Below are 20,932 nucleotides of genomic sequence, written 5' to 3' on the forward strand. Positions count from 1 at the left end.
TGCTCAAACTAGTTTGTTGGCGACAATACAATACTGTCGTCAAAGCGATTAACCTCAAGCTGGTTTAATTGCGCGATTAAAGATGCCGCGCCAACGACATCGGTTGTTTTAAAACGACCGCTGACTCGTAAGTTAGCATCCACATTACTCAGAACTAATGGTTTGTCGGTATAGCGATTAAGTTGAAAAATAGCATCATTAATGGTGACATTTTCTAAATCAAGCCAGCCAAGTTGCCAATCAGGCTGCTGTGCTTTAAATGTACTTACAATAATATGATTATTATGAACGCGAGCTCGCTGCCCTTTTACTAATTCTACTCGCTGTGCGTTATCTGGTGTGGTTACCGCCACCTTGCCATGAAACACATCAATTGTGGTTTCGCGTAGGGTTTTATCGATATTAAAAGCGGTGCCTAATACGCTTATTGTTGCGTTACCGGTATTGATGGTGAACGGGCGATGTTCATCACGTTTTACTGAAAAATAAGCTTCGCCTTTACTCAGGGTTGCTTGTCTGGCTTTATCGTTTTCATTAAATTGCAAATTAGTGTGTGTATTTAATGCAACTTCAGAGCCATCTGACAAAGTAACATCAGTGGCTTCAGTGGCAAAATACTGTTGTGCAGCAACGAGCGAAGAAGCTTCAGGGGTTACCTCTGAGCTTAATTGCATAACGCCAACCACGGCCACAATAATACTGGCTGCAAGCGCACTTCCCCACAACCAAAAAGGCTTTTCTTGGCTAGGTTCTGCCTGTGTTGGCTGATTCACTTGTGTTTGTGAGTCTAATTTTTGTAATGCTGCAATGAGTGCGGCATCTTGCCAAATCGCTTGCTTAAGTGGATCTTTATTTTCATCGTCATGTTTGGATGAGGTGACCATGTTATTTCTCTATCTATCTCTATTATTGATATAACGACTTAACGTTCATTAAGGGGACACTTAGTCGGCAATAAATTCGCTGATTGCGTCTTTGAGCATATCCATCGCGCGGGAAATATGCTTTTTTACCGCTTCTTCTGATAACCCTAAGCTTTGCGCTATTTGTTGGCGGCTTTCGCCATGTAACCGCCTTCGAGTAAACACATCACGACGTAGCGCAGGCATTTGTGTGAGTACCTGTTGATATAAACGCAGTCGTTGCTCATGGTCGAGTAAGTTTTCAAGGGAAAGCTCTGTACTTAATGGCTCATGCTCTAGGCACTCGGGATATTTACTTTGCTCTTTGTGATGGTCAATCACTAAATGATGTGCCATCCGATAACCATACGCTAGTGGGTTATCAATATGATCGGTACATTCTATTTTTAATGCTTTGAGCAACAATTTTTGAAATAAATCGTCCGCATCGGCTTGTTCACCAACCGCCCGACGAAAGAAACTTTTTAATGCATCTTGATTCGCAATAAAACATTTAACCAATGGTCGATGAGATTGACTTTGCTTGCTTGCAAGCGATAGAGGCGGTTGTGTTTGCGATATCATTTTATTGTATTTACAGCATTTTCCTTTAATTAGGCGCCATACTAGAGCAAAAAAGTGGATATTGATGTGATCATTTGATGACATTTTTATGAGCGCGCTGTCGCAAAACCGACATAAAAACTTCATCAAATAAATACGTCCCCTATTAAATTTTTGCACCGTCATTAGAAGCGAAATCAATTTAAAGTCGTAATACATACAACAGGACCAACATGATGACTAAGCGAATTTTTACTCTATCACCGTTAGCATTAGCACTTAGCTCGTTATTTGTAGCACCAAGCTATGCACAAGAAACTGAAAAAGAAGATCAAGCGATGGAGCAAATCGTCGTAACCGGTAGTTATATTAAAAGCTTAGAGCAAGCGATTGATTTAAAACGTAGTAATATTGGCTTTTCTGATTCGATAGTCGCTTCAGATATTGCGGATTTTCCTGAGCAAAACTTAGCCGAAGCGCTACAGCGTATGCCAGGGGTGACTATTGAGCGTAATAAGGGCTTAGGTCAAAAGGTGAATGTACGTAGTTTACCGAGTGAATTTACGTTCGTATCAATCAATAATCTTGCTACGGCATCGGGCAGTGGCGGACGTGATGTTGAATTTGATATGTTTGCCTCTGAAATTATTCAAAGTGTTACTGTAAAAAAATCATCAACGGCTGCGGATGAAGAAGGCGGTATTGCAGGTTCAGTCGCAATCACAACAGCAAGACCATTTGATTATGACGGCCGTAAGTTAGTGGCATCGGTCGAAGGGGCTTATAACGAAATATCAGAAAAATCAGATCCTAAACTAACCTTTTTAGCCAGTGATACATTTGGTGATTGGGGGGCACTTGCCTCGTTTGCATTCTCTCAACGGACTAATCGTACTGATAGTAATTCAGGGATCGATTTTCGTCCCCTTTCTCGATTTTTAGAAAAGAAAGGCTCATCGCAATGGCAATCTGACCAAGCTGCGGACGTATTAGAGCGTGATACCGGTATAACAATTAATGATCGCTTTGATAGTGATGAAACAAGCCGCGTGGTGTTTTTAAATAAAGTAGGCGATCGTTCATACTTAACAGAGCAAGAAAAATGGGGTGCAACACTGTCATTACAATATAAACCTAGCAGCGAATTTAGCTTAACCTTTGATGGCTTACTGGGTAATTTTGATGATCATGAAGACGAATATGATGCATCCGCTTATGCCGCATCAAGTGTTAGCTCTTTAGAACGCATTAATCAATATGATAGCTCTACGCTAGGTGATTACGGTATCACTGTTCTAACCGACGTTGACTATGCGGCTACTCAACACGAATTTTTAAGTAAAGAACACAGTAGTGATACTGACTACCAACAATTTAGTATTGCAATGGACTGGGTTGTAGGTGACTGGGATATATACGGTTTAGTGGGTTATAGTGGCGCAGATAAAACAACCGAATCCACTAATTTAAAACATACAGCCTATCGTGCAACACGTTCACGTTATACCAGCACAGGCGCAGAGACTATACCAAGTAATAATCCTGATACATTTGATATGTATAACTCACCTGAGGCTTATTTATTTGACTATAACGAAGTTAATCTTGAAGCAATCTCAGATGATAAATATGCTGCTCAATTGGATTTCTCTCGCCAATTTAGCTTAGATTCCTTCCCTGCGTTAACCAAGTTGCAGTTTGGGGCGCGGTATACCGACAAATCAAAAGAGCGTAATTATGGTACTAACCGAGCAACAGGTCCATCAGTAGGTGATACCTCTTGGGTAGGCACGCGTACGTTAGCTGACAGTGAACTAACTAATATTTCAGATTTGGTTAATGGTGGCGAGTATCTATCTGACGTACCGTCTAAACAAGGTTGGAGTCAAATTTCTAATCGTTATGCTCGTAACCAACTTAGATATGAAGGCTTTGGTGTTGATTTCGAACCAGACCAATATTATCAAGTAGAAGAAAAAACCACGGCTATTTATGCAATGGCTGATTTTGCTTTTGATATTGGCGATATGCCCGCAACCTTGAATACCGGTGTGCGTTATATTGATACTAAAGTTGATTCATCAGGTTATCACCAAGTACAAAATGATGATGGCTCAACATCTTATACGTCAACACCAGTCTCTAAAAGTGGTGGTTACACTGAAGTACTGCCAAGTATTAACTTTACCCTTGAGCTTAATAATGACTTAGTTTTACGTGCTGCGGCATCACAAACGCTTATGCGTCCATCATTAACGGATATCGCTTATAAACGTACAGTGAGCTTAAGTGAGTTTAAATATCGCGATGGTAACCCTGATTTAAAACCAACCTATGCTGATCAATGGGAACTGGGCTTGGAGTGGTATTTAGAAGATGGCGGCTTATTAGCGGTTTCTTACTTTGAAAAAGAAATTGAAGGCGTCGTACGTGAATCACTCACTGGTGTTGTTAATGGCGTAACTAAGTACAATGATAATGGTACTGTTGACGGTGTTTATGATTTTGATGTTTATCAAAAAGTGAATGCCGAAGGCTCGTATGATGTTAGTGGTGTTGAGTTTATTGCACAAATTCCATTTGCTCGTTTTAGTAGCATGTTAGAAGGTTTTGGTGTCAATGCTAACTACACGACATTAAATAACTCCTTAACGGGTGCATCTGACTTAGGTATCCCTACCCCGCCAGAGGGGCTTGCAGATGAAACCTACAACCTGACTTTTTATTATGAAAATGAAAGCTTTGATGCGCGTATTTCATATAACTATAAAGACAAATACGTAGAGTACATTGAGCGTGATATGTATCCAGTTTATCGTGATGCGTATGGTCAAACAGATGTCTCATTTGGTTACAGCATTAATGATTCAGTAAAATTCACATTAGAGGGCATTAATATTACCGATGAAGCGACTAAAGGATATACATTAGATCCAGCTTTCCCATCAATGTATGAGTTCTCTGGAAGACGCTTTGCATTAGGTGTTCGCGCTATATTTTAATATATTATAAAGCTAATAACCGGAAGCATTTTGCTTCCGTTTTTTTGTTTAAAGTGTTCCAGTCACAGGATATTTAAAATGAAGTTTCTCATTTCATTGCTCATTTGTTTGAGCAGTACACCGCTTTTTGCTGCGCCGGCTACAAACACCCAAATAGCCTTTGTGCCCGACATTCACTTTCACGATATTTATGGGGACTTTTCTGATGCGGGGTTTGCGGGCATACCAGTCGATAAAGCAAAGGATGCGGTGAGCATTCGCAGCATGCAGGCGCAAATTCATTCAACTCGCTTATTTAATGAAAACTACTTTGCGTTAATCGCCACCCTTGATGATATTGCCGCTAAAGGCGTAAAACTAGTTGCCCTGCCTGGGGATTTTACTGATGATGGCCAACCTGTGCATCTTAATGGTTTAAAAACGATACTAGACGATTATGCAAAAAAGTACGGTATGCGTTTTTTTGCTATTCCAGGTAATCATGATCCGGTTCGGCCATTTAAAACCGCCGGCGGAAAATCAGACTTTTTGGGTTCTAAAGGTCAGCAAATTGGTATTTATTCAACCGATCATCCTCGTTGTGAACATGTAGCTAAAGATAATCACTCATTAGTATGCAGCGATAAAATCGCGCATGCTGGTTATCAAGAGCTTGTAGAGATAATGGCACCGTTTGGTTTGCAGCCAGATAGCCGCGACTTACTCTGGGAAACGCCATTTGGTGAGCAGGTATCGCTGGTTGAACGTAGTTATTCGCAATGCGCGAAGAATAATAAAGCACGTTGTAAACAAGTCCCCGATACCAGCTACTTAGTAGAGCCTGTCACTGGGCTTTGGCTATTGGCAATTGATGCGAATGTGTATGTTCCTGAGTTTAAAAATGGCACGTTAGTGTTTCAAGGATCTGGCAATGCGGGTTATAACAAAGTATTGACTGAAAAACCTTATTTGATGAAATGGATCACCAATGTTGTTAAACGCGCGAAAGAGCAACATAAAACCTTAGTTGCGTTTAGTCATTTTCCGATGGGGGAGTTTTACGATGGCCAAACGCAGTCGATTAAATCTTTGTTTGGTGAGTCTGCATTTCAGCTAGCTCGAGAGCCTGAACTTAATACCCGTAAGTTGTTAGCAGAAACAGGTTTAAAGCTGCATATTGGTGGCCATATGCACATGAATGACACTGCAATTATTGAAACTGAGCATAATACATTATTTAATATACAAGCCCCTTCGATAGCGGCTTATCGGCCTGCTTACAAATTAGTTACTCTCAATAACCAACTCGCTAAAGTCGATACAATAACGATTGATGATGTGCCTCATTTTGATACGTTATTTAGCGCTTACCAAACAGAGCATGACTATTTACAAAAGAATGCGCCTGCACAAGTATGGGATAAACGTATTTTAACGGCTAAGAACTATCAAAGTTTTAGTAAGCAACACTTACAAGCATTGGCGAGGTGGCGATTTATCCCTCGTGAGTGGCCCGCGGACTTTCGCGATAAAGTACAGAAAATGTCGTTATTAGAGGTTATTTCCTTACTGAGTGATGACAGTGGGCTATCAAAAGTACAACAGCAACAATTGCAGACTAAAACAGTGCTGGATTTTATTGCTGATTTTTATTTAGTGCGTAATGCCGGCTCACTGGCTTTCGCTGATATAAGTGAGTCCACACAACAGACTTACCAAACTATGAGAGAATTATTAAATAGCACGGCTGAATGTAAAAATAAATTGGCTAGAAAAAGTAATAATGACGGGACTCTTTGTCAGCTAAAAATAGCACTTACGCAAGCTTTCTCTATTTATAGTAATCTTAGCAATGCGCTACCTGATCAATGTCTAATCATTGATATGTCAAAAAAGACATCACTGCATGACTGCAAAGATAATTAAGTAATTCTGTTATCAAGTTAAACAAGCATAAAAAAGCGCGAGAATATTAACTCTCGCGCTTAAGTTATAAACTGTTTTTTTGCTCTAATTAAATATCAAAGCGGTCTGCGTTCATTACTTTCACCCATGCATTAACGAAGTCTTGTACAAAGCGCTGTTTGTTATCGTCTTGCGCATAAAATTCAGCAAGGGCTCGTAAAATAGAGTTAGAGCCAAACACTAAATCTACGCGGGTCGCGGTCCATTTTGTATTACCGGAGCTGCGCTCAACAATGTTATACGTGCTTTTACTTGCCGGTTCCCAGCGATAGTTCATATCGGTTAGGTTAACAAAAAAATCATTGCTTAATGTGCCTACATTATCGGTGAATACACCATGCTGGCTGCCACTGTGGTTAGTGCCTAGTACACGCATCCCACCAAGTAGTACTGTCATTTCCGGGGCTGTTAACCCCATAAGTTGTGCTCGCTCTAAAAGTAGCTCCTCGGCTGAAACGGCATAATCTTTTTTCTGCCAGTTTCTAAAGCCATCATGAATTGGTTCTAATACATCAAACGACTCTGCATCGGTCATGTCGTCGCTCGCATCGCCGCGACCTGCTGCAAATGGCACGGTGATATCGACACCCGCGGCTTTTGCAGCTTGTTCAACTGCAGCAGTACCGCCGAGTACAATTAAGTCCGCTAAACTCACCGGTTTGCTTAAACTTGCTTGTACTTTTTCAAGGGCCGTTAACACCTTAGCAAGTTTTTCTGGCTCGTTACCTTGCCAATCTTTTTGTGGGTTTAAGCGAATGCGTGCACCGTTGGCACCACCGCGATGATCAGAGCCACGATAAGTACGGGCGCTATCCCATGCGGTGCTGATCAAGTCACTGGCGCTAATGCCTGCATTTAGCAGTTTGTCTTTAAGCTCGCTAATTTCAGCATCAGATAAGGTGTAATCGACGCTTGGGATGGGATCTTGCCAGATCAAATCTTCGCTTGGTATATCTGCACCTAAATAGCGAGATTTAGGGCCTAAGTCACGGTGAGTGAGTTTAAACCAAGCCCGTGCAAACACATCAGTGAAATAGTCAAAATCATTATAAAAACGTTCAATAATTTTGCGATAGCTTGGGTCCATCTTCATTGCCATATCGGCATCGGTCATAATCGGGTTTAAGCGAATTGATGGATCTTCAACATCAACAGGTTTATCTTCCTCTTTAATGTTTACCGGTTCCCATTGGTTTGCACCCGCTGGACTTTTGGTAAGCTCCCATTCGTAATTTAACAGTAGATAGCAATAACCGTTATCCCATTTAGTTGGGTGAGTTGTCCACGCACCTTCAATGCCTGATGTCATAGTATCGCGGCCGATACCGCGTGAGTTGTGGTTATTCCAGCCAAGGCCTTGCTCAAATACATCTGCGGCTTCAGGCTCTGGGCCAACGTTCTCTTCGCTGCCATTGCCGTGGGTTTTCCCCACAGTGTGACCGCCAACGGTGAGTGCTGCCGTTTCTTCGTCATCCATTGCCATACGGGCAAAGGTTTCGCGCACTTGCGCTGCCGTTTTTAGCGGATTAGGCTCTCCATTGACCCCTTCAGGATTTACGTAAATTAAGCCCATTTGCACGGCCGCTAATGGGTTTTCCATGGTGTCTGGTTTTGCTACGTTGTCATAGCGTTCATCACTTGGGGCAAGCCATTCTTTTTCAGCGCCCCAATAAACGTCTTTTTCTGGATGCCAGATATCTTCGCGTCCGCCGGCAAAACCAAAGGTTTTTAAGCCCATCGATTCATACGCCATGTTACCGGCTAAAATAATTAAGTCAGCCCACGATAATTTATTGCCGTATTTTTTCTTGATAGGCCAAAGTAAGCGGCGTGCTTTATCGAGATTGGCGTTATCTGGCCATGAATTTAACGGCGCAAAACGTTGGTTACCTGTACCGCCACCGCCACGTCCATCGGCTAAACGGTAAGAGCCTGCTGAGTGCCACGCCATGCGGATCATTAACCCACCATAATGGCCCCAATCTGCTGGCCACCACGCTTGGCTTTGAGTCATTAGGTTTTTTAAATCTGTTTTTACTGCTTCAAGATCTAATTTTTTAAATTCTTCGGCGTAATTAAAGTCATCGCCGTAGGGGCTAGGTTTGCTATCGTGTTGATGAAGAATGTCTAAATTTAAGGCCTTTGGCCACCAATTAGTATTGGAATTAGACGTTTGTGTGTTGCTACCGTGCATAACTGGGCATTTGCCCGCACCTGAATTGCTCATTTTTAGCTCCTTTATCGGAATATAAAACTCGGTCTATAAATCGCTATGTTGAAAAGCTTAGTTCATAACAATTAACTTGCTACTGAATGTAATACTTTGATTGATAAACCTTGTTGAAGTTCATCCCTTATACCAATATAGAATATTAACGATTAAAAACTAGATCTAGATCAATACTTTAAAACGATTGCAGCCATCTATAAATTAGATGCAGTTTCCTAAAGTAAGTTAGCTACAGCCATGCAAAACCCTTTTTTAATGGTGGGCCCTTTTGAAAATTAACATCAGTACTTAAGCTATAAATATAGCGCGCTAATCAACTGTGGCAGTTTGCTTATAAATATTTAAAATTAATCCAATTGTTTAAATTAAAATGTTACTTTCTAAACAGCTATTAAAATAGGGTGGAAAATGCATGATTGACTTTATTGCTGTTTTTATTACTTTTTTTGCTGTTATTGACCCCATAGGCACGGTGCCAGTATTTGTTGCCGTGACCGAAAAGTACGATGCAAAAACGAAACGGCGCATTGCACTAATGGCTACATTGGCTTCGGCCGCAGTGCTGATATTTTTTGTCGTGATTGGCGAAATAATCTTAAAAGCCTTATCTATTCCCTTACCTGCGTTTCAAATTTCAGGGGGAATTGTTTTATTTTTATTTGCATTGAGTATGATATTTGGTGATAGCAAACCCGAAGAAGAGCTCAAGCTGCTTGTTAAATCGGATAAAGAAACCGCTATTTATCCGATTGCTGTTCCCTCGATTGCCAGTCCTGGCGCTATTTTAACGGCTGTATTGTTAACAGAAAACGCTATTTTTAGTATTTGGGAACAACTGCAAACAGCGTTAGTTATGCTATCTGTTTTGCTTGTGGTTTATATATTAATGCTGTTATCGGGCTATATCAGTAAAGTGATTGGCAGTAGTGGCGCCAGCGTTATTAGCCGTGTGATGGGGCTAATTTTATCGGCAATTGCTACAACAAATATACTCACAGGGTTTACAGAGTATTATAAATCGGTGGTAGTTTAATGTATGGTTGATATTAAAGTGTAACAAGGACTTATTGTGTACAAACTATTTTATTACCCGCTCAACGCCAGTATGGCGCCGCACTTTATCCTCGAAGAACTGCAAACTGATTTTGAATTAATTTTAGTGGATAGAAAAAACGAGGCTCATAAAGCAGCCAGTTATTTATCCTTGAACCCCGCAGGGCGAATACCTACATTATTGGACGGTCAACAAGTCGTTTTTGAAAGTGCCGCTATCTGTATTCATCTTGCTGAAGCACATCCTGCTAAGATGCTTATTCCGCAAATAGGTGAGCACAATCGAGCTGCGTGCTTGCAATGGATGATGTATCTAACGAATACCTTGCAAGCTGAGCTCATGGTCTAATCGATAGCAGTCATATCAGTGCCATTGTCGCTGCACAAGAAAAGCGAATTGCCGACATATTTGCTTTACTGGATGCCCAGCTGGAAAATCAAACATTCTTAGTTGGTGAGCAACTTAGCATCTGCGATTTTTACTTGTTTATGCTTGCGATATGGGCGGATGAACTAAAACAACCACCGCTTTCTTTTGAGTACCTCAACAAGTATTTACGTCGCTTAGCTAAGCGAGAGTCGATTATTAACGTGTGTAAAAAAGAAAATCTCAGTTTGGTTGATTATCAATAATAGGAATTACAATGAAAGTTTATGGAAGAACAACCTCGTTTAACGTACAAAAAGTACTCTGGTTTCTGGATGAGCTGGGCATGAGTTATCAGCATATTGAAGTGGGTGGTCGTTTTGGCGGCCTTGATAGTGATGACTTTTTAGCATTGAACCCGTTGCAAAAAGTGCCGGTACTTGTGGATGGCGATAATGTTATTTGGGAGTCGCACAGTGTACTACGCTATTTGGCGGCAAGTTATGGCACTACAGATTGGTATTATGCATCGCCCTATCAGCGTTCGTTATATGAGCGCTGGATGGATTGGTCACAGGTGATTTTTCAACCTGCTTTTATGGCCACATTTTGGGGCTATTACCGTAAAACGCAAAAAAACCGTTGTATGGAGCAAATCACACGGGACATACAAGAGTGCGAGCAATGCTTACAGATAATTGAACAACAGCTAAGCCATGCCCCCTATCTTGCCGGTGGTAAAATGACCCTGGCTGATATTTGTGTAGGAGCCATTTTACATCGCCTAACATCTCAGGGGTTAGCAATAACATTGCCGGAGCGAGTGACTCAGTGGTTTGAATTACTAAAAACCAGAGCTGGCTATCAAAAATGGATTATGAGTGATTTTACTGAGCTCCAAGGGCGCGAAGACTTTTAATTTTGTTTTAACGCTTTTAACTAAACAAGGATTATAGTGAAATATTTATTATTAGCTGCGATGCTACTTATCACTTTTAGTAGCGCGGCCGAACAGGCATTTGAAATACCCAGAAGCTCGGTGGTTAAACTTATCGATCAGCAAAGCAAGCTGAGCTATCCAGTATTTATAAAGCTCCCGCGAAGCTACAGTCGAAATAAGGATAAAACATACCCTGTTGTTTACTTGCTCGATGGCTCGTATGCGTTTCAAGTGGCATCGGGAGCGACACGTTTTCCTATGAACAGCGGTAAAATGGATGAAGCAATACTCGTTGCCATTGGTTATTCGCAAGGATCTAAAGGCTCATCAAGCCGAATACGTGATTTCACCCCAAGTAAAGCCAAAGATTGGCAGTTAGAGACCGGTAAAGCCGCGCAACATATCGATTTTATAGCTGATGTGGTGTTTGAACATATGAAAGCTAACTACCGAATAAAGCCAAAGCAACGTACTTTAGTGGGAAATTCTCTTGGCGGTTTATTTGCCGCTTATGTGCTTTTTACTCAGCCTAATATGTTTGAAAGTTACATTATCGGTAGCCCGTCGGTGTGGTTTGATAATGAGAGCATACTATCTCAGCCGATTACTAAAGCTAAGCAAAACGTTAGGGTTTACTTATCGGTAGGTAGTAAAGAGACACCTGAATTTGGCGAAGGGCAAGATATGGTAACGGGAGCGAACAAGCTTGCTGACAAAATACGGCAAAGTAATGATCAGCAGGTGCAATTGCAGTTTTCTATAATAGATGGCGCAAAACATGCGACGGCATTTCCAACCACGCTGATCCAAGGTTTAGATTGGCTTTATGCAAAATAGCGCAGACATTAAAAAGCCCACTGATAAATTAATATCAGTGGGCTTTTAATACGTTAAAACGTATTAACTAAAACAATCGTTTAGATACAAACGATGTTTTCAGCTTGTGGGCCTTTTTGACCTTGAGTAACAGTAAACTGTACACGTTGGCCTTCAGCTAGAGTTTTGAAGCCGTCACCGCTGATAGCGCTGAAATGAGCGAAAACGTCAGGACCTGACTCTTGCTCGATAAAACCAAAACCTTTAGCTTCGTTGAAAAATTTAACTGTACCAGTTGTAGTAGTAGACATAATAGATATCCTAGATATTAATAAAAGTGTGCCTAAAATCAGGCGGTTTAGCTGAAAAAACAAGTATTTAACTGAGGATAACGCGATGAATTATTACTAATAACAACGTGGTACGTACAAATAAACAGAATTTCTTTCAAACTTATAGTGCATTAACGGGTTATCACTAACCCATTAATTAAAAATTAGATGCAAACGATATTTTCAGCTTGCGGGCCTTTTTGACCTTGAGTAACAGTAAACTGTACACGTTGGCCTTCAGCTAGAGTCTTAAAGCCATCGCTTGAGATTGCGCTGAAATGAGCAAAAACGTCAGGGCCTGACTCTTGTTCAATAAAACCAAAACCTTTAGCTTCGTTAAACCATTTTACTGAACCAGTTGTTGTAGTAGACATAATAGAATCCTAAGAATTTATAAAAGTTCGCCTTAATGTAGGCAATTTAACAGGAAGAAAACAAGCATTTAACTGAGGATAGCGCGAAGGATTATTACTAATAACAACGTGGTACTTACAAATAAACAGGGCTTTCTATCAACCCGATGCAGAGCAGGATAACAGTAACTTAAACCATATAACAAGCTTTATTTACTTTTCTTTTTAAAGCCAAGTTAATTTTGTGAACATATATTGATTAAATAAGAACAGTCGTAGCCATGCTTACCGTCTCTGCATTCGCTTTGTTAAAGTGATCTAGGTATGGAGTGTAGACTTATTTTTAATTGGGGAAGTGCGAAATCCCACACTCCCCCCCACGAAAAAAAGGAACTCAGCGCTCATTTGAACAGCGACAGACTCCTTATTTATTCAGCAATTGCGATCGCTATTTCTACTTCAGTTGCGGTTTTATAATATTCATAGTCGCTGGTATAAGTACGAGTGTAACGACAATCATCTGAGCTAAAGTATTGCCAAATTTCACCCCATAAATCAATTATAGCGTCGGGCATTTCGCCTTCGCCACTAAAGACTAAATAACTCCCTGCGTGCGTTGTAACTGTTACTGAATCACGAAGGTTAATTGATTGCTCATCGCTACAGGCAATGACATCAAAATCACCGGTCACATCGCTCTCGTAGTTAGTGTAAACACCAAAGACTTTACTGTCTTTTGTGAGTTTTGAGGTATATTTTTCGCCAAATTTTTGCCAAAGCTCAGCTATCTTTGCTGTGCCAGTATTCATTTCATTGGCATTGCATGTTCTTACTTTTAAGCCGGTTAAGGTCTTACTTGCTAGCTGTTTTACTTCCATTGAGACTATCCTTTAGCATTAATACTCAGTATTAACTTAACAGAAAAAGCATGAAGTATTTAATAAATACGCTATAAAAAAGGTTTATTTTTTGTTGGTGATTAAACCTTTTGTTGCAACGACTTCACTTTTTTGCAAACAGTTACAGCCCAGCTTTGATCACCTCGATCACTTTACTCATTCGTTTTGCCAAAGGCCGATTACGGTGATAACACACATAAATAGATTCGCTGATCGGGTGCTGTAATGGATGGACGTTAATCAACTGTGGTTTACTAAATGCACTCACAGCATGTGCTGGTAGCACAGTAAAACCTAGACCAAGGCTGACAGGTTCAAGAATTAAATTAATTTGGTTTGAAAAACCAGAGCGCTTTATTTGCTCAAGGTGTTCAAATTCCGCGTAGTTTTCGCTTAATAATAATTGCGCATGATGCTTTGCATCAGGGTGAGCAATGAAGCCAAGTTCGCATAAGTTTTGCCAGCTTGGAGTTTGGTAATCGATTGGTGTAATTAATAATAGTGCATCTTGGCCGATTTTATGGCTGGTAACCTCGCTGAGTGTTGGGGCTTGAGTTAAAAAACCAATATCAGCATTGTGATTAGCAACGGCCTGTTCCACGCTTTCGTTTGGGGCAAAGCGATAATCAATAGTGAGTGCTTTATGTTGCCCTTGTAAATCAAGTAATTGATTATAAAACTTAAGCCCGCAACTGCCTGGTGATTGAATCTTTATATTGCCACTGTAGGGTGAGTCGTCATGCAGTTGTTGCTCTAAAAACTGCCACTCTTTTAGTAACTGACTTCCTTTTTGATATAAGCCTTGCCCTTGTGCGGTAAGGGTAAACTGCTTGCCATGGCGTTCAAGCAATGCGCAATTAACCTGCTGCTCTAACTTTTTAATGTGTTGGCTTACGCCTGACTGGGTCATATAAAGGCGTTCTGCAGTTTGGGTAAAGTGATTTACTTCCACCAAGGTGCAAAAGGTATGTAGCCATGTAGGATTTATCATTATAAAACGTACTCAAAATGATGATTAATGATAATTTTACTTAATACAGGTCGGTTCGTAAACTAACTCCATCAACTAAGCATAGTTAAACAGGAGCATTATTATGAGTCATACCTATCCACGTAGTTTTTCGCACATTGGAATTTCGGTCCCCGATGTTGAAAAAGCCGTTGAGTTTTACACCAAAGTAATGGGTTGGTACACCATTATGGAGCCGACTTTAATTACCGAAGACAAAAGCCCAATAGGCGAAATGTGTACTGAAGTATTTGGTGAACAATGGGAAAAATTTAAAATAGCGCACCTTTCAACGGGTGATCGTATTGGTGTAGAAATTTTTGAGTTTAAAAATCAAGAAAACCCAGCTGACAACTTTGAATACTGGAAAACCGGTATATTCCATTTTTGTGTTCAAGATCCAGATGTAGAAGGCCTTGCTGAGCGTATTGTTGAAGCTGGCGGTAAAAAGCGTATGGAAGCACCCCGTTACTACTACCCAGGTGAAAAACCGTATCGCATGATCTACATGGAAGACCCGTTTGGTAACATTCTCGAGATTTACAGCCACAGTTATGAGCTTATTTACAGCGCAGGTGCATACTAAATTAATTGGCATCAGTGTTAAATTGTAACAGCCGCAGCTTAGTTACTGCGGCCTCTGATACCGAAAATGCACTACTGGGTTAGTAGTGCTAAGCGTTATAACCACACATGTGATTTATTTGTTTTCTTATGCTGGCTCTTCTATGCTATTGCGAGCATTTGTGGTTAAGGCAACAAGCGCTTTTCGCACTGCTTGTGGTGTCTCGCACACGTTTTCAAAGCTAATAAAATAATTACGTTGTTGGCTTTGAATATAAAACCCCTGTGGCAGTATGCCACTCATAACCGGTGCATTATCTGATACGCAATAATGCTGAGCTAATATTAGAGCCATTGCATTTTGATGATCTTCATTCATGTGGGTGATCATGCTTTGTTCTTGATCTTCGTCCCAGCTTTTAGCAGCGCTTTGCCACTCATCTTTTTCAAGCCAAAATATTTTCCCAAAGCCGCCAATAAAGCGAACTCGCACAACATCTAATTGCCATAATTTAAAGTCGTGGGCGTTCCGATAACTGTCAGCTTCTGGGTATAACGCTATGTATTTGTTAAGCAGTATTTCGGCCTGAGGGCCTGCAACTTCACAACCATCGCCCACCAATGTGACTCGGCCATGCTCGTTTTGGTCGCCACGGTCAGCGGCATCAAAAATAGTTAAGCTCATTCGAGAATCGTGCTTTAAGTTTTTAGTGTGTTGGGCTATATCGCTAATAAAAAAGTAGATGCGGCCTTGCTCATCACACATATAAGGGGTTACCGAACCAAACGGATAACCTCTTAAGTTGTAAGAAATAGTCGACATAACACCAGCATGGGTTTTAAAAACCAGCTTTTGTGCATCGCTTAATGCTTGCTCTCTCATGAAAACTCCTGACGTTGAGAAAAAACCATGGGTGCATTGTTATATGGATGAAAATTAACATGCAGTTTCATGGCGTACATTTGTTGTAAATTAGATTCTGTAAGTACTGTGTTTATTGGCCCGCTATCGAGTATTTTTTGATCGTGTAATAAAATAGCGTCGGTTGCGTAAAGGCTGGCCAAATTTAAATCGTGAATGGCTATAATGGCACTGTTGCCCTGCTCTACAAATGCTTTAACACAACTCAATAGAGCATGTTGATGGCGCATATCTAGTGCTGATGTAGGTTCATCAAGCAGCATCAATTTAGGCTTGGTATGAGTAGAAAAAGCATCTAATTGAGCCAAAGTACGCGCCATATGAACGCGCTGTTGCTCACCGCCTGAAAGCTTACTGACACGGCGGGATAAGTACTGGGTTAAGTCCATGAGTGCGGCATACTTGTGGACTTTTTCAGCTTGCATTTTAAGAGACTCGGCATAGGGGTAGCGTCCCATTGCAATGAGCTCAAATACACTAAAATCAAAGCCAACAAGATTGCTTTGCATCATTACTGCTCGTTGAGTGGCTAAGTGTGCTTGAGACAATGTACTCAGAGGATAATTATTAAACCGTACTTCGCCTTTAAAGTCATAATGCCCGGCTAAAGCATGCAGCAGTGTTGATTTTCCTGCGCCATTTTCGCCTATCAGTGCTACTAGTTGAGCTTTTGCAATGTGCCCACTTATGTTTTTTAAAACACTGTGATTGCCAAAACCAACAGTTAGGTTATTAAAAGTAATCATCATTACCCTCGCTTAGTTTTAATGGTCAGATAAATAAACAAAGGTGCGCCAAGTAGCGCGGTAATAATACCAATGGGTAACTCTGCAGGCATAACAACTAAACGTGCTAACCAGTCAGAAAGCAGCAGCACAACAACGCCTAATAACATGCACAGCGGTAACATTTTACGTAAATGCGGGCCAACCATTAAACGGGCAATGTGTGGCACAACTAAGCCAACAAAACCTATCAAGCCAGTAAGTGCTACAACGGCACCAACACCTAATGCCACGAGTATAATTACATACAGTTTAAGCTTGTCTGTGTTGACACCTAAATACTGTGCTTGAGACTCGCCAATCAATAGTAAGTTCATCGGTTCTTTGAGTCGCCACAGACCAAGAATACTCAGTAGCAATAATGGTGTTGCTTGAGTTATGGCATCCCAATTGGCACCACCTAATGAGCCCATCGTCCAGTAGTTAATTAATCTAAGCGCACTATCGTCAGCGAAATAGCTTAATAAGCCAATAACAGCAAAGGATAAAGAATTGATCGCAACCCCCACTAAAATTAGTGTGGTTATATTGACCTGCCTATGCTGCTTAGCAATTAAATACACTAAAGAGGTCACTAACAATGCCCCTAAAAATGCGGCATAAGGTAAATAGTATTGAGCATTAAAATTAAACTGGGCGCTAAATGCTATAAAGGCGACCGCGACCATGGCTGCGCCTGCGCTAATACCAATAATTGATGGATCAGCCAAAGGATTACGACACAAAGCTTGCGTTGCAGCGCCAGTTTGGGCAAGCACTAAGCCAACCAATACAGCTAGTACAAATCGAGGTAGACGTATTTGCGTGACCACATTGATTTGCAGCGCATCAAATTGATTAAAATACTCTGGGGCAATCCATGCGATGGCTAAACGCCAATCCCAGCCTGCGGGGCCATATCCTATGCTCAGTAGTGCTAGAGCAAAAATACACACAGTAATTAGCAGCATCCACTTTTGGTTTGCAGTTATAGAAACAGGCTTAAAACGGCTCAAAGTTAATGTGTTCATAAGGTAGCTTTATAGTCGCTTAATTCTTTAATACCGGTGGCTATGCGCGGCGACATTCCCAGTGATAGCAGGCTATCCATCACCAATAATCGGCACTGCTTTGCAGCTGTTAATAAGCGCAGTGTTGGTTGATTACAAAAAGCCTCTTTACCGCCAAGGCTATAAACAACATGGGCTGGTGCGATTAAAAAATCGGGCTGTTTTACGGCAAGTACTTCGTTATTTATTACTTTAAAACCTTTGTGCGTAGCGCCTAAATTAGTGACTCCAGCATAATCAAGTAATAAGTCAGCAACCGTGTCAGTGCCCGCAGCAACAAGCCCGCGCTCATTAGCTGAGAGTAAAAATAAAGCGCTGTGTGTTTCGATGCTCGCTTTTGGAGGTAATGAATTTTTTATTTGGGCTATGAGGACTTGGGCTTTGTCGTTCGCATTTAAGTCTTTACCAAGGCGTTTAACAAGATTTAGTAAGTCATTAATTGAGTTGGGTTTTTTATAGTGGATAAGCTCTACACCAGTGGCTTCTATTTGTGCAAGCGCTTGAGCTCGTCCTGCTCCTTCAAGTGCTAAGAGTTTAGTTGGGCGCACCGAAAGTACACCTTCTGCGGCTAAATCACGGTAATAACCAATTTGATCGAGCTGTGTCGCTTGTTTTGGATATAGGCTCGATTGATCCACCGCGACAAGGGTATTTTGCTTATCTAAGGCAAAAATAATTTCAGTTAATGTACCGCCAGCACTCACTATACGCTCCTGCGCGCTTAGGGGGGGAACAGTCAATAAAATCAATATAAAAAGGTATCTCATAAAAAAACTCCAATCATTATTTTCGATTATTATACTCAACTAAATGCAAATGAAAATGATTATCATAAATAATTGATCTTGTTTTTAGTTAGTTGTAACATCCCTCCCCTACTAAATAACAACAATTATCATTTGGAGTTAATGTGAATTTTCCTTCTTTTCAACTTACTGCTTTAGCAACGTTACTACTTGGTTCGGGCTCTGCCATTGCCGAGGAGATAATTGGTGAGCATATTGTTGTCAGCGGTTCTCGGTTTGAACAAAAACTTGAAGACGTAACAGGCTCTGTAACTGTGATTACAGGGCAAGACATAGAACGTAAATTGGCTGTTGATTTACAAACAATGTTTCGTTATGACCCCAGTATATCAAGCACGGGCAGTGGTTCTGCGGCTCAAACGCTTTCAATTAGAGGAGTCGGTGGTAACCGCGTGGTGTTTATTAAAGATGGCCGTCGAACTAACGATGGTTATGCTGGCGGAGATGGCTATTTGGTTGGTCGTAGCTATTTTGATGTCGCTGGGATAAAGCAAGTTGAAGTCGCCAAGGGAGCCGCGTCTTCATTGTATGGTTCAGATGCACTGGGTGGTATTGTGGTTATCACCACTAAAGATCCGAGCGATTATTTATTAAACGAAAATAGTTTTGCTCAAGTGGCGCTTGGATATCAAGGTCAGAGTAATCAAATGTCGGTAGATATTACTGCGGCTAAAAATTTGGGAGATTTAGGTGTTAGTGCCGTTTATAGCCACCGAGATAACGAAGAAGTACAAAACTTTACTGAAAACCTACCTGGTTATGATGCTAAATCAGATTCGTTATTGGTTAAACTAGAGCAGCAACTTGATGAAAAGCGCACGTTAAAATACACCTTAGATTATTTTAATCAAACTACTGAACAAGTAATCACCAAAGCGAGCCAAGAAACTAAAGACGAAAATACTAATTGGTCGCTAGCACTGGATTACGACTCAAAAGCGGCCACAGCAGCGTTTGATCAATGGCATTGGCAAGTATCGTTTAGTCGTTATGAGCAGCAAAGTGATCAAATTAGTGCTACAGCAGCGCATACCGATTACAACAACTATGGCTTTGAACAAGATATTTTAGGGTTAAGGGCTGTATTTAATAAAAAAATAACCTTACAAGATGCGACCCACAACTTTGTTTATGGTGCTGACGTAGATATATACGATACAACACGTCCACGTTATAAAACACGCTTATTGGCTGATGGAACAGTCGATTTTACAGATCAAAAACAAAAAGCTTTTCCTGGCGCTGATACCTCTTTAGTGGGCGTTTTTATGCAAGACAATATTAAATTTGCAAATAGCGCGTGGTCTTTGATTGCAGGTGTACGCTTTGATTATTATTCATTAGCAGCTAAAGATGATGAGCTTTATAGCGATGCTGAGCTTGATGACATTACCGAATCTGCGTTTTCACCAAAACTTGGGATGATTTATCAAGTTAATGATAATTTATCTTGGTATGGGCAATATGTACGTGGTTTTAAAATTCCCCCGCATGATCAAGCGTATCAAAGCCATGGTGTTGAACCATTTTATCAAATATTACCAAACGCAGATTTAGCACCCGAAAGCAGCGACTCATATGAGCTTGGCATGCGCTTTTCTGGTAATGATATCAACGTTACTTTAAGTGCATTTTACGCCGCTTATGATGACTTTATCGATGTTGCAATTGCAGGTGTTGAGCCAACGTTCATACCGAATGTAAATAAAACTTTTTACCAATACCAAAATATTAGTGAAACACAGATCAGCGGAGTTGAAGCGAGCGTGTTGATGCATGTAAGCGATAATGTTTTAGTTGAGGCAAATGTTGCATATGTTGAAGGCGAAAACAAAGAAACAGACGAGCCGTTAACCAGTATCAGTCCATTTAACGGTTCAATACAGTTAACAACAGCACTTGGCGATATTGATTGGACCGCAGCATGGCGCTTTGCTAAATCACAGTCTGATGTAGTGCGAGATGCAAGTGGTGATAAAACAACGCAAGGATATGGTTACGGTATTGTGGATTTATACGCAAGTTATGAATGGCAAACATGGCAGCTAAATGTGGGCGTAATTAACCTGCTAGATAAAAAATATGTACCCTTTGAACTGATTGCAGGGCAATCTCAGGGGGCTGATTTTAGCCAATATACTCAGCCCGGGCGTAACTTTTCTGCCCGCGTAAGTTATCAGTTTTAAAACGTAATCAACGCTGCGCGTAAGTGCAGCGTTTTAAACTTACTACTTTTTTACTTATTCATTGAGTCTTTGCCTAGATGATGTAAAAAGAGTCGTGGTTTTAAAGTTAATAAAGACTGTAAAGGGGGTTAACAGTTGCTAAACAACATGCATCATATTTGGCGCATTAATACTTTGCAGGCTAGCGAAATTAATCCCTATTCTATGAT

At 40.8% G+C, this 20,932-nt stretch carries 20 protein-coding genes; 9 read left to right on the forward strand and 11 right to left on the reverse strand.

Annotated elements, in window-relative coordinates; translation table 11 throughout:
• Positions 1-8: 8 nt before the first annotated feature.
• Positions 9-884 carry a FecR family protein gene (locus H5158_RS01765; protein WP_182739333.1) on the reverse strand — a complete coding sequence of 292 codons (876 nt, stop codon included), beginning with the start codon at positions 882-884 and terminating at the stop codon, positions 9-11.
• Positions 885-944: 60 nt separating this feature from the next.
• Positions 945-1,487 (reverse strand): RNA polymerase sigma factor, encoded by a 543-nt coding sequence (locus H5158_RS01770; RefSeq protein ID WP_182739334.1) that lies wholly within the window; start codon positions 1,485-1,487, stop codon positions 945-947.
• A 212-nt stretch (positions 1,488-1,699) separates the two neighbouring features.
• On the opposite strand from H5158_RS01770, the gene H5158_RS01775 reads away from it, so the two are divergent.
• Together H5158_RS01775 and H5158_RS01780 are read left to right on the forward strand one after the other, a co-directional pair.
• Positions 1,700-4,468, forward strand: a complete 2,769-nt coding sequence (locus tag H5158_RS01775; RefSeq protein ID WP_259399403.1) for a TonB-dependent receptor — start codon at positions 1,700-1,702, stop codon at positions 4,466-4,468.
• A 78-nt stretch (positions 4,469-4,546) separates the two neighbouring features.
• Positions 4,547-6,373 (forward strand): metallophosphoesterase, encoded by a 1,827-nt coding sequence (locus H5158_RS01780; protein WP_182739335.1) that lies wholly within the window; start codon positions 4,547-4,549, stop codon positions 6,371-6,373.
• 88 nt (positions 6,374-6,461) lie between these two features.
• Here H5158_RS01780 and katG read toward each other — a convergent pair whose 3' ends face one another.
• Entirely contained in the window at positions 6,462-8,639 is a 2,178-nt protein-coding gene (gene katG, locus H5158_RS01785) for a catalase/peroxidase HPI (protein ID WP_182739336.1), read from the reverse strand.
• Positions 8,640-9,054: 415 nt separating this feature from the next.
• Here katG and H5158_RS01790 point away from each other — a divergent pair, with 415 nt between their 5' ends.
• The 5 genes from H5158_RS01790 (at position 9,055) to H5158_RS01805 (ending at position 11,839) form a co-directional block, all read left to right on the forward strand.
• On the forward strand, positions 9,055-9,675 hold the full coding sequence (locus H5158_RS01790) for a MarC family protein (protein ID WP_149980324.1): 621 nt from the start codon (positions 9,055-9,057) through the stop codon (positions 9,673-9,675).
• Between the two features lie 36 nt (positions 9,676-9,711).
• Entirely contained in the window at positions 9,712-10,044 is a 333-nt protein-coding gene (locus tag H5158_RS23250) for a glutathione S-transferase N-terminal domain-containing protein (protein ID WP_310736692.1), read from the forward strand.
• Positions 10,045-10,124: 80 nt separating this feature from the next.
• Positions 10,125-10,328 carry a glutathione binding-like protein gene (locus H5158_RS23255; RefSeq protein ID WP_259399406.1) on the forward strand — a complete coding sequence of 68 codons (204 nt, stop codon included), beginning with the start codon at positions 10,125-10,127 and terminating at the stop codon, positions 10,326-10,328.
• 11 nt (positions 10,329-10,339) lie between these two features.
• Positions 10,340-10,981 (forward strand): glutathione S-transferase family protein, encoded by a 642-nt coding sequence (locus tag H5158_RS01800; protein WP_149980326.1) that lies wholly within the window; start codon positions 10,340-10,342, stop codon positions 10,979-10,981.
• 36 nt (positions 10,982-11,017) lie between these two features.
• Positions 11,018-11,839 carry an alpha/beta hydrolase-fold protein gene (locus H5158_RS01805; RefSeq protein WP_310736693.1) on the forward strand — a complete coding sequence of 274 codons (822 nt, stop codon included), beginning with the start codon at positions 11,018-11,020 and terminating at the stop codon, positions 11,837-11,839.
• 80 nt (positions 11,840-11,919) lie between these two features.
• On the opposite strand, the gene H5158_RS01810 is transcribed toward H5158_RS01805, so the two are convergent.
• The 4 genes from H5158_RS01810 to H5158_RS01825 form a co-directional block, all read right to left on the reverse strand.
• Positions 11,920-12,129 carry a cold-shock protein gene (locus H5158_RS01810; protein WP_016706518.1) on the reverse strand — a complete coding sequence of 70 codons (210 nt, stop codon included), beginning with the start codon at positions 12,127-12,129 and terminating at the stop codon, positions 11,920-11,922.
• Positions 12,130-12,314: 185 nt separating this feature from the next.
• On the reverse strand, positions 12,315-12,524 hold the full coding sequence (locus H5158_RS01815; RefSeq protein WP_149980327.1) for a cold-shock protein: 210 nt from the start codon (positions 12,522-12,524) through the stop codon (positions 12,315-12,317).
• A 407-nt stretch (positions 12,525-12,931) separates the two neighbouring features.
• On the reverse strand, positions 12,932-13,381 hold the full coding sequence (locus H5158_RS01820) for a GyrI-like domain-containing protein (RefSeq protein WP_145238947.1): 450 nt from the start codon (positions 13,379-13,381) through the stop codon (positions 12,932-12,934).
• A 142-nt stretch (positions 13,382-13,523) separates the two neighbouring features.
• Positions 13,524-14,393, reverse strand: coding sequence for a LysR family transcriptional regulator (locus H5158_RS01825; RefSeq protein WP_182717314.1), 870 nt, complete (start codon positions 14,391-14,393; stop codon positions 13,524-13,526).
• 103 nt (positions 14,394-14,496) lie between these two features.
• On the opposite strand from H5158_RS01825, the gene H5158_RS01830 reads away from it, so the two are divergent.
• Entirely contained in the window at positions 14,497-14,997 is a 501-nt protein-coding gene (locus H5158_RS01830) for a lactoylglutathione lyase family protein (RefSeq protein ID WP_149980329.1), read from the forward strand.
• Positions 14,998-15,123: 126 nt separating this feature from the next.
• On the opposite strand, the gene H5158_RS01835 is transcribed toward H5158_RS01830, so the two are convergent.
• From H5158_RS01835 to H5158_RS01850, 4 genes are read right to left on the reverse strand one after another with little or no spacing between them, the layout of a single operon-like run.
• Entirely contained in the window at positions 15,124-15,858 is a 735-nt protein-coding gene (locus H5158_RS01835) for a HugZ family protein (protein WP_182717315.1), read from the reverse strand.
• Entirely contained in the window at positions 15,855-16,646 is a 792-nt protein-coding gene (locus H5158_RS01840; RefSeq protein ID WP_259399404.1) for a heme ABC transporter ATP-binding protein, read from the reverse strand. The genes H5158_RS01835 and H5158_RS01840 overlap by 4 nt, the downstream gene beginning before the upstream one ends.
• The gene (locus H5158_RS01845) at positions 16,646-17,692 is read right to left on the reverse strand and encodes an iron ABC transporter permease (protein WP_182739337.1); all 1,047 of its coding nucleotides are present in this window, start codon (positions 17,690-17,692) and stop codon (positions 16,646-16,648) included. Before H5158_RS01845 ends, H5158_RS01840 begins: the two co-directional genes overlap by 1 nt.
• Complete coding sequence (locus tag H5158_RS01850) at positions 17,689-18,498, reverse strand: hemin ABC transporter substrate-binding protein (protein ID WP_182739338.1); 810 nt, start codon at positions 18,496-18,498, stop codon at positions 17,689-17,691. Before H5158_RS01850 ends, H5158_RS01845 begins: the two co-directional genes overlap by 4 nt.
• A 143-nt stretch (positions 18,499-18,641) precedes the next feature.
• Between H5158_RS01850 and H5158_RS01855 the strand changes: the two genes are divergently transcribed.
• Entirely contained in the window at positions 18,642-20,723 is a 2,082-nt protein-coding gene (locus tag H5158_RS01855; RefSeq protein ID WP_182739339.1) for a TonB-dependent hemoglobin/transferrin/lactoferrin family receptor, read from the forward strand.
• Positions 20,724-20,932: the final 209 nt, after the last annotated feature.

Source organism: Pseudoalteromonas sp. SR45-6 (genome assembly GCF_014163545.1).
Classification (GTDB): Bacteria; Pseudomonadota; Gammaproteobacteria; order Enterobacterales; family Alteromonadaceae; genus Pseudoalteromonas; species Pseudoalteromonas rhizosphaerae.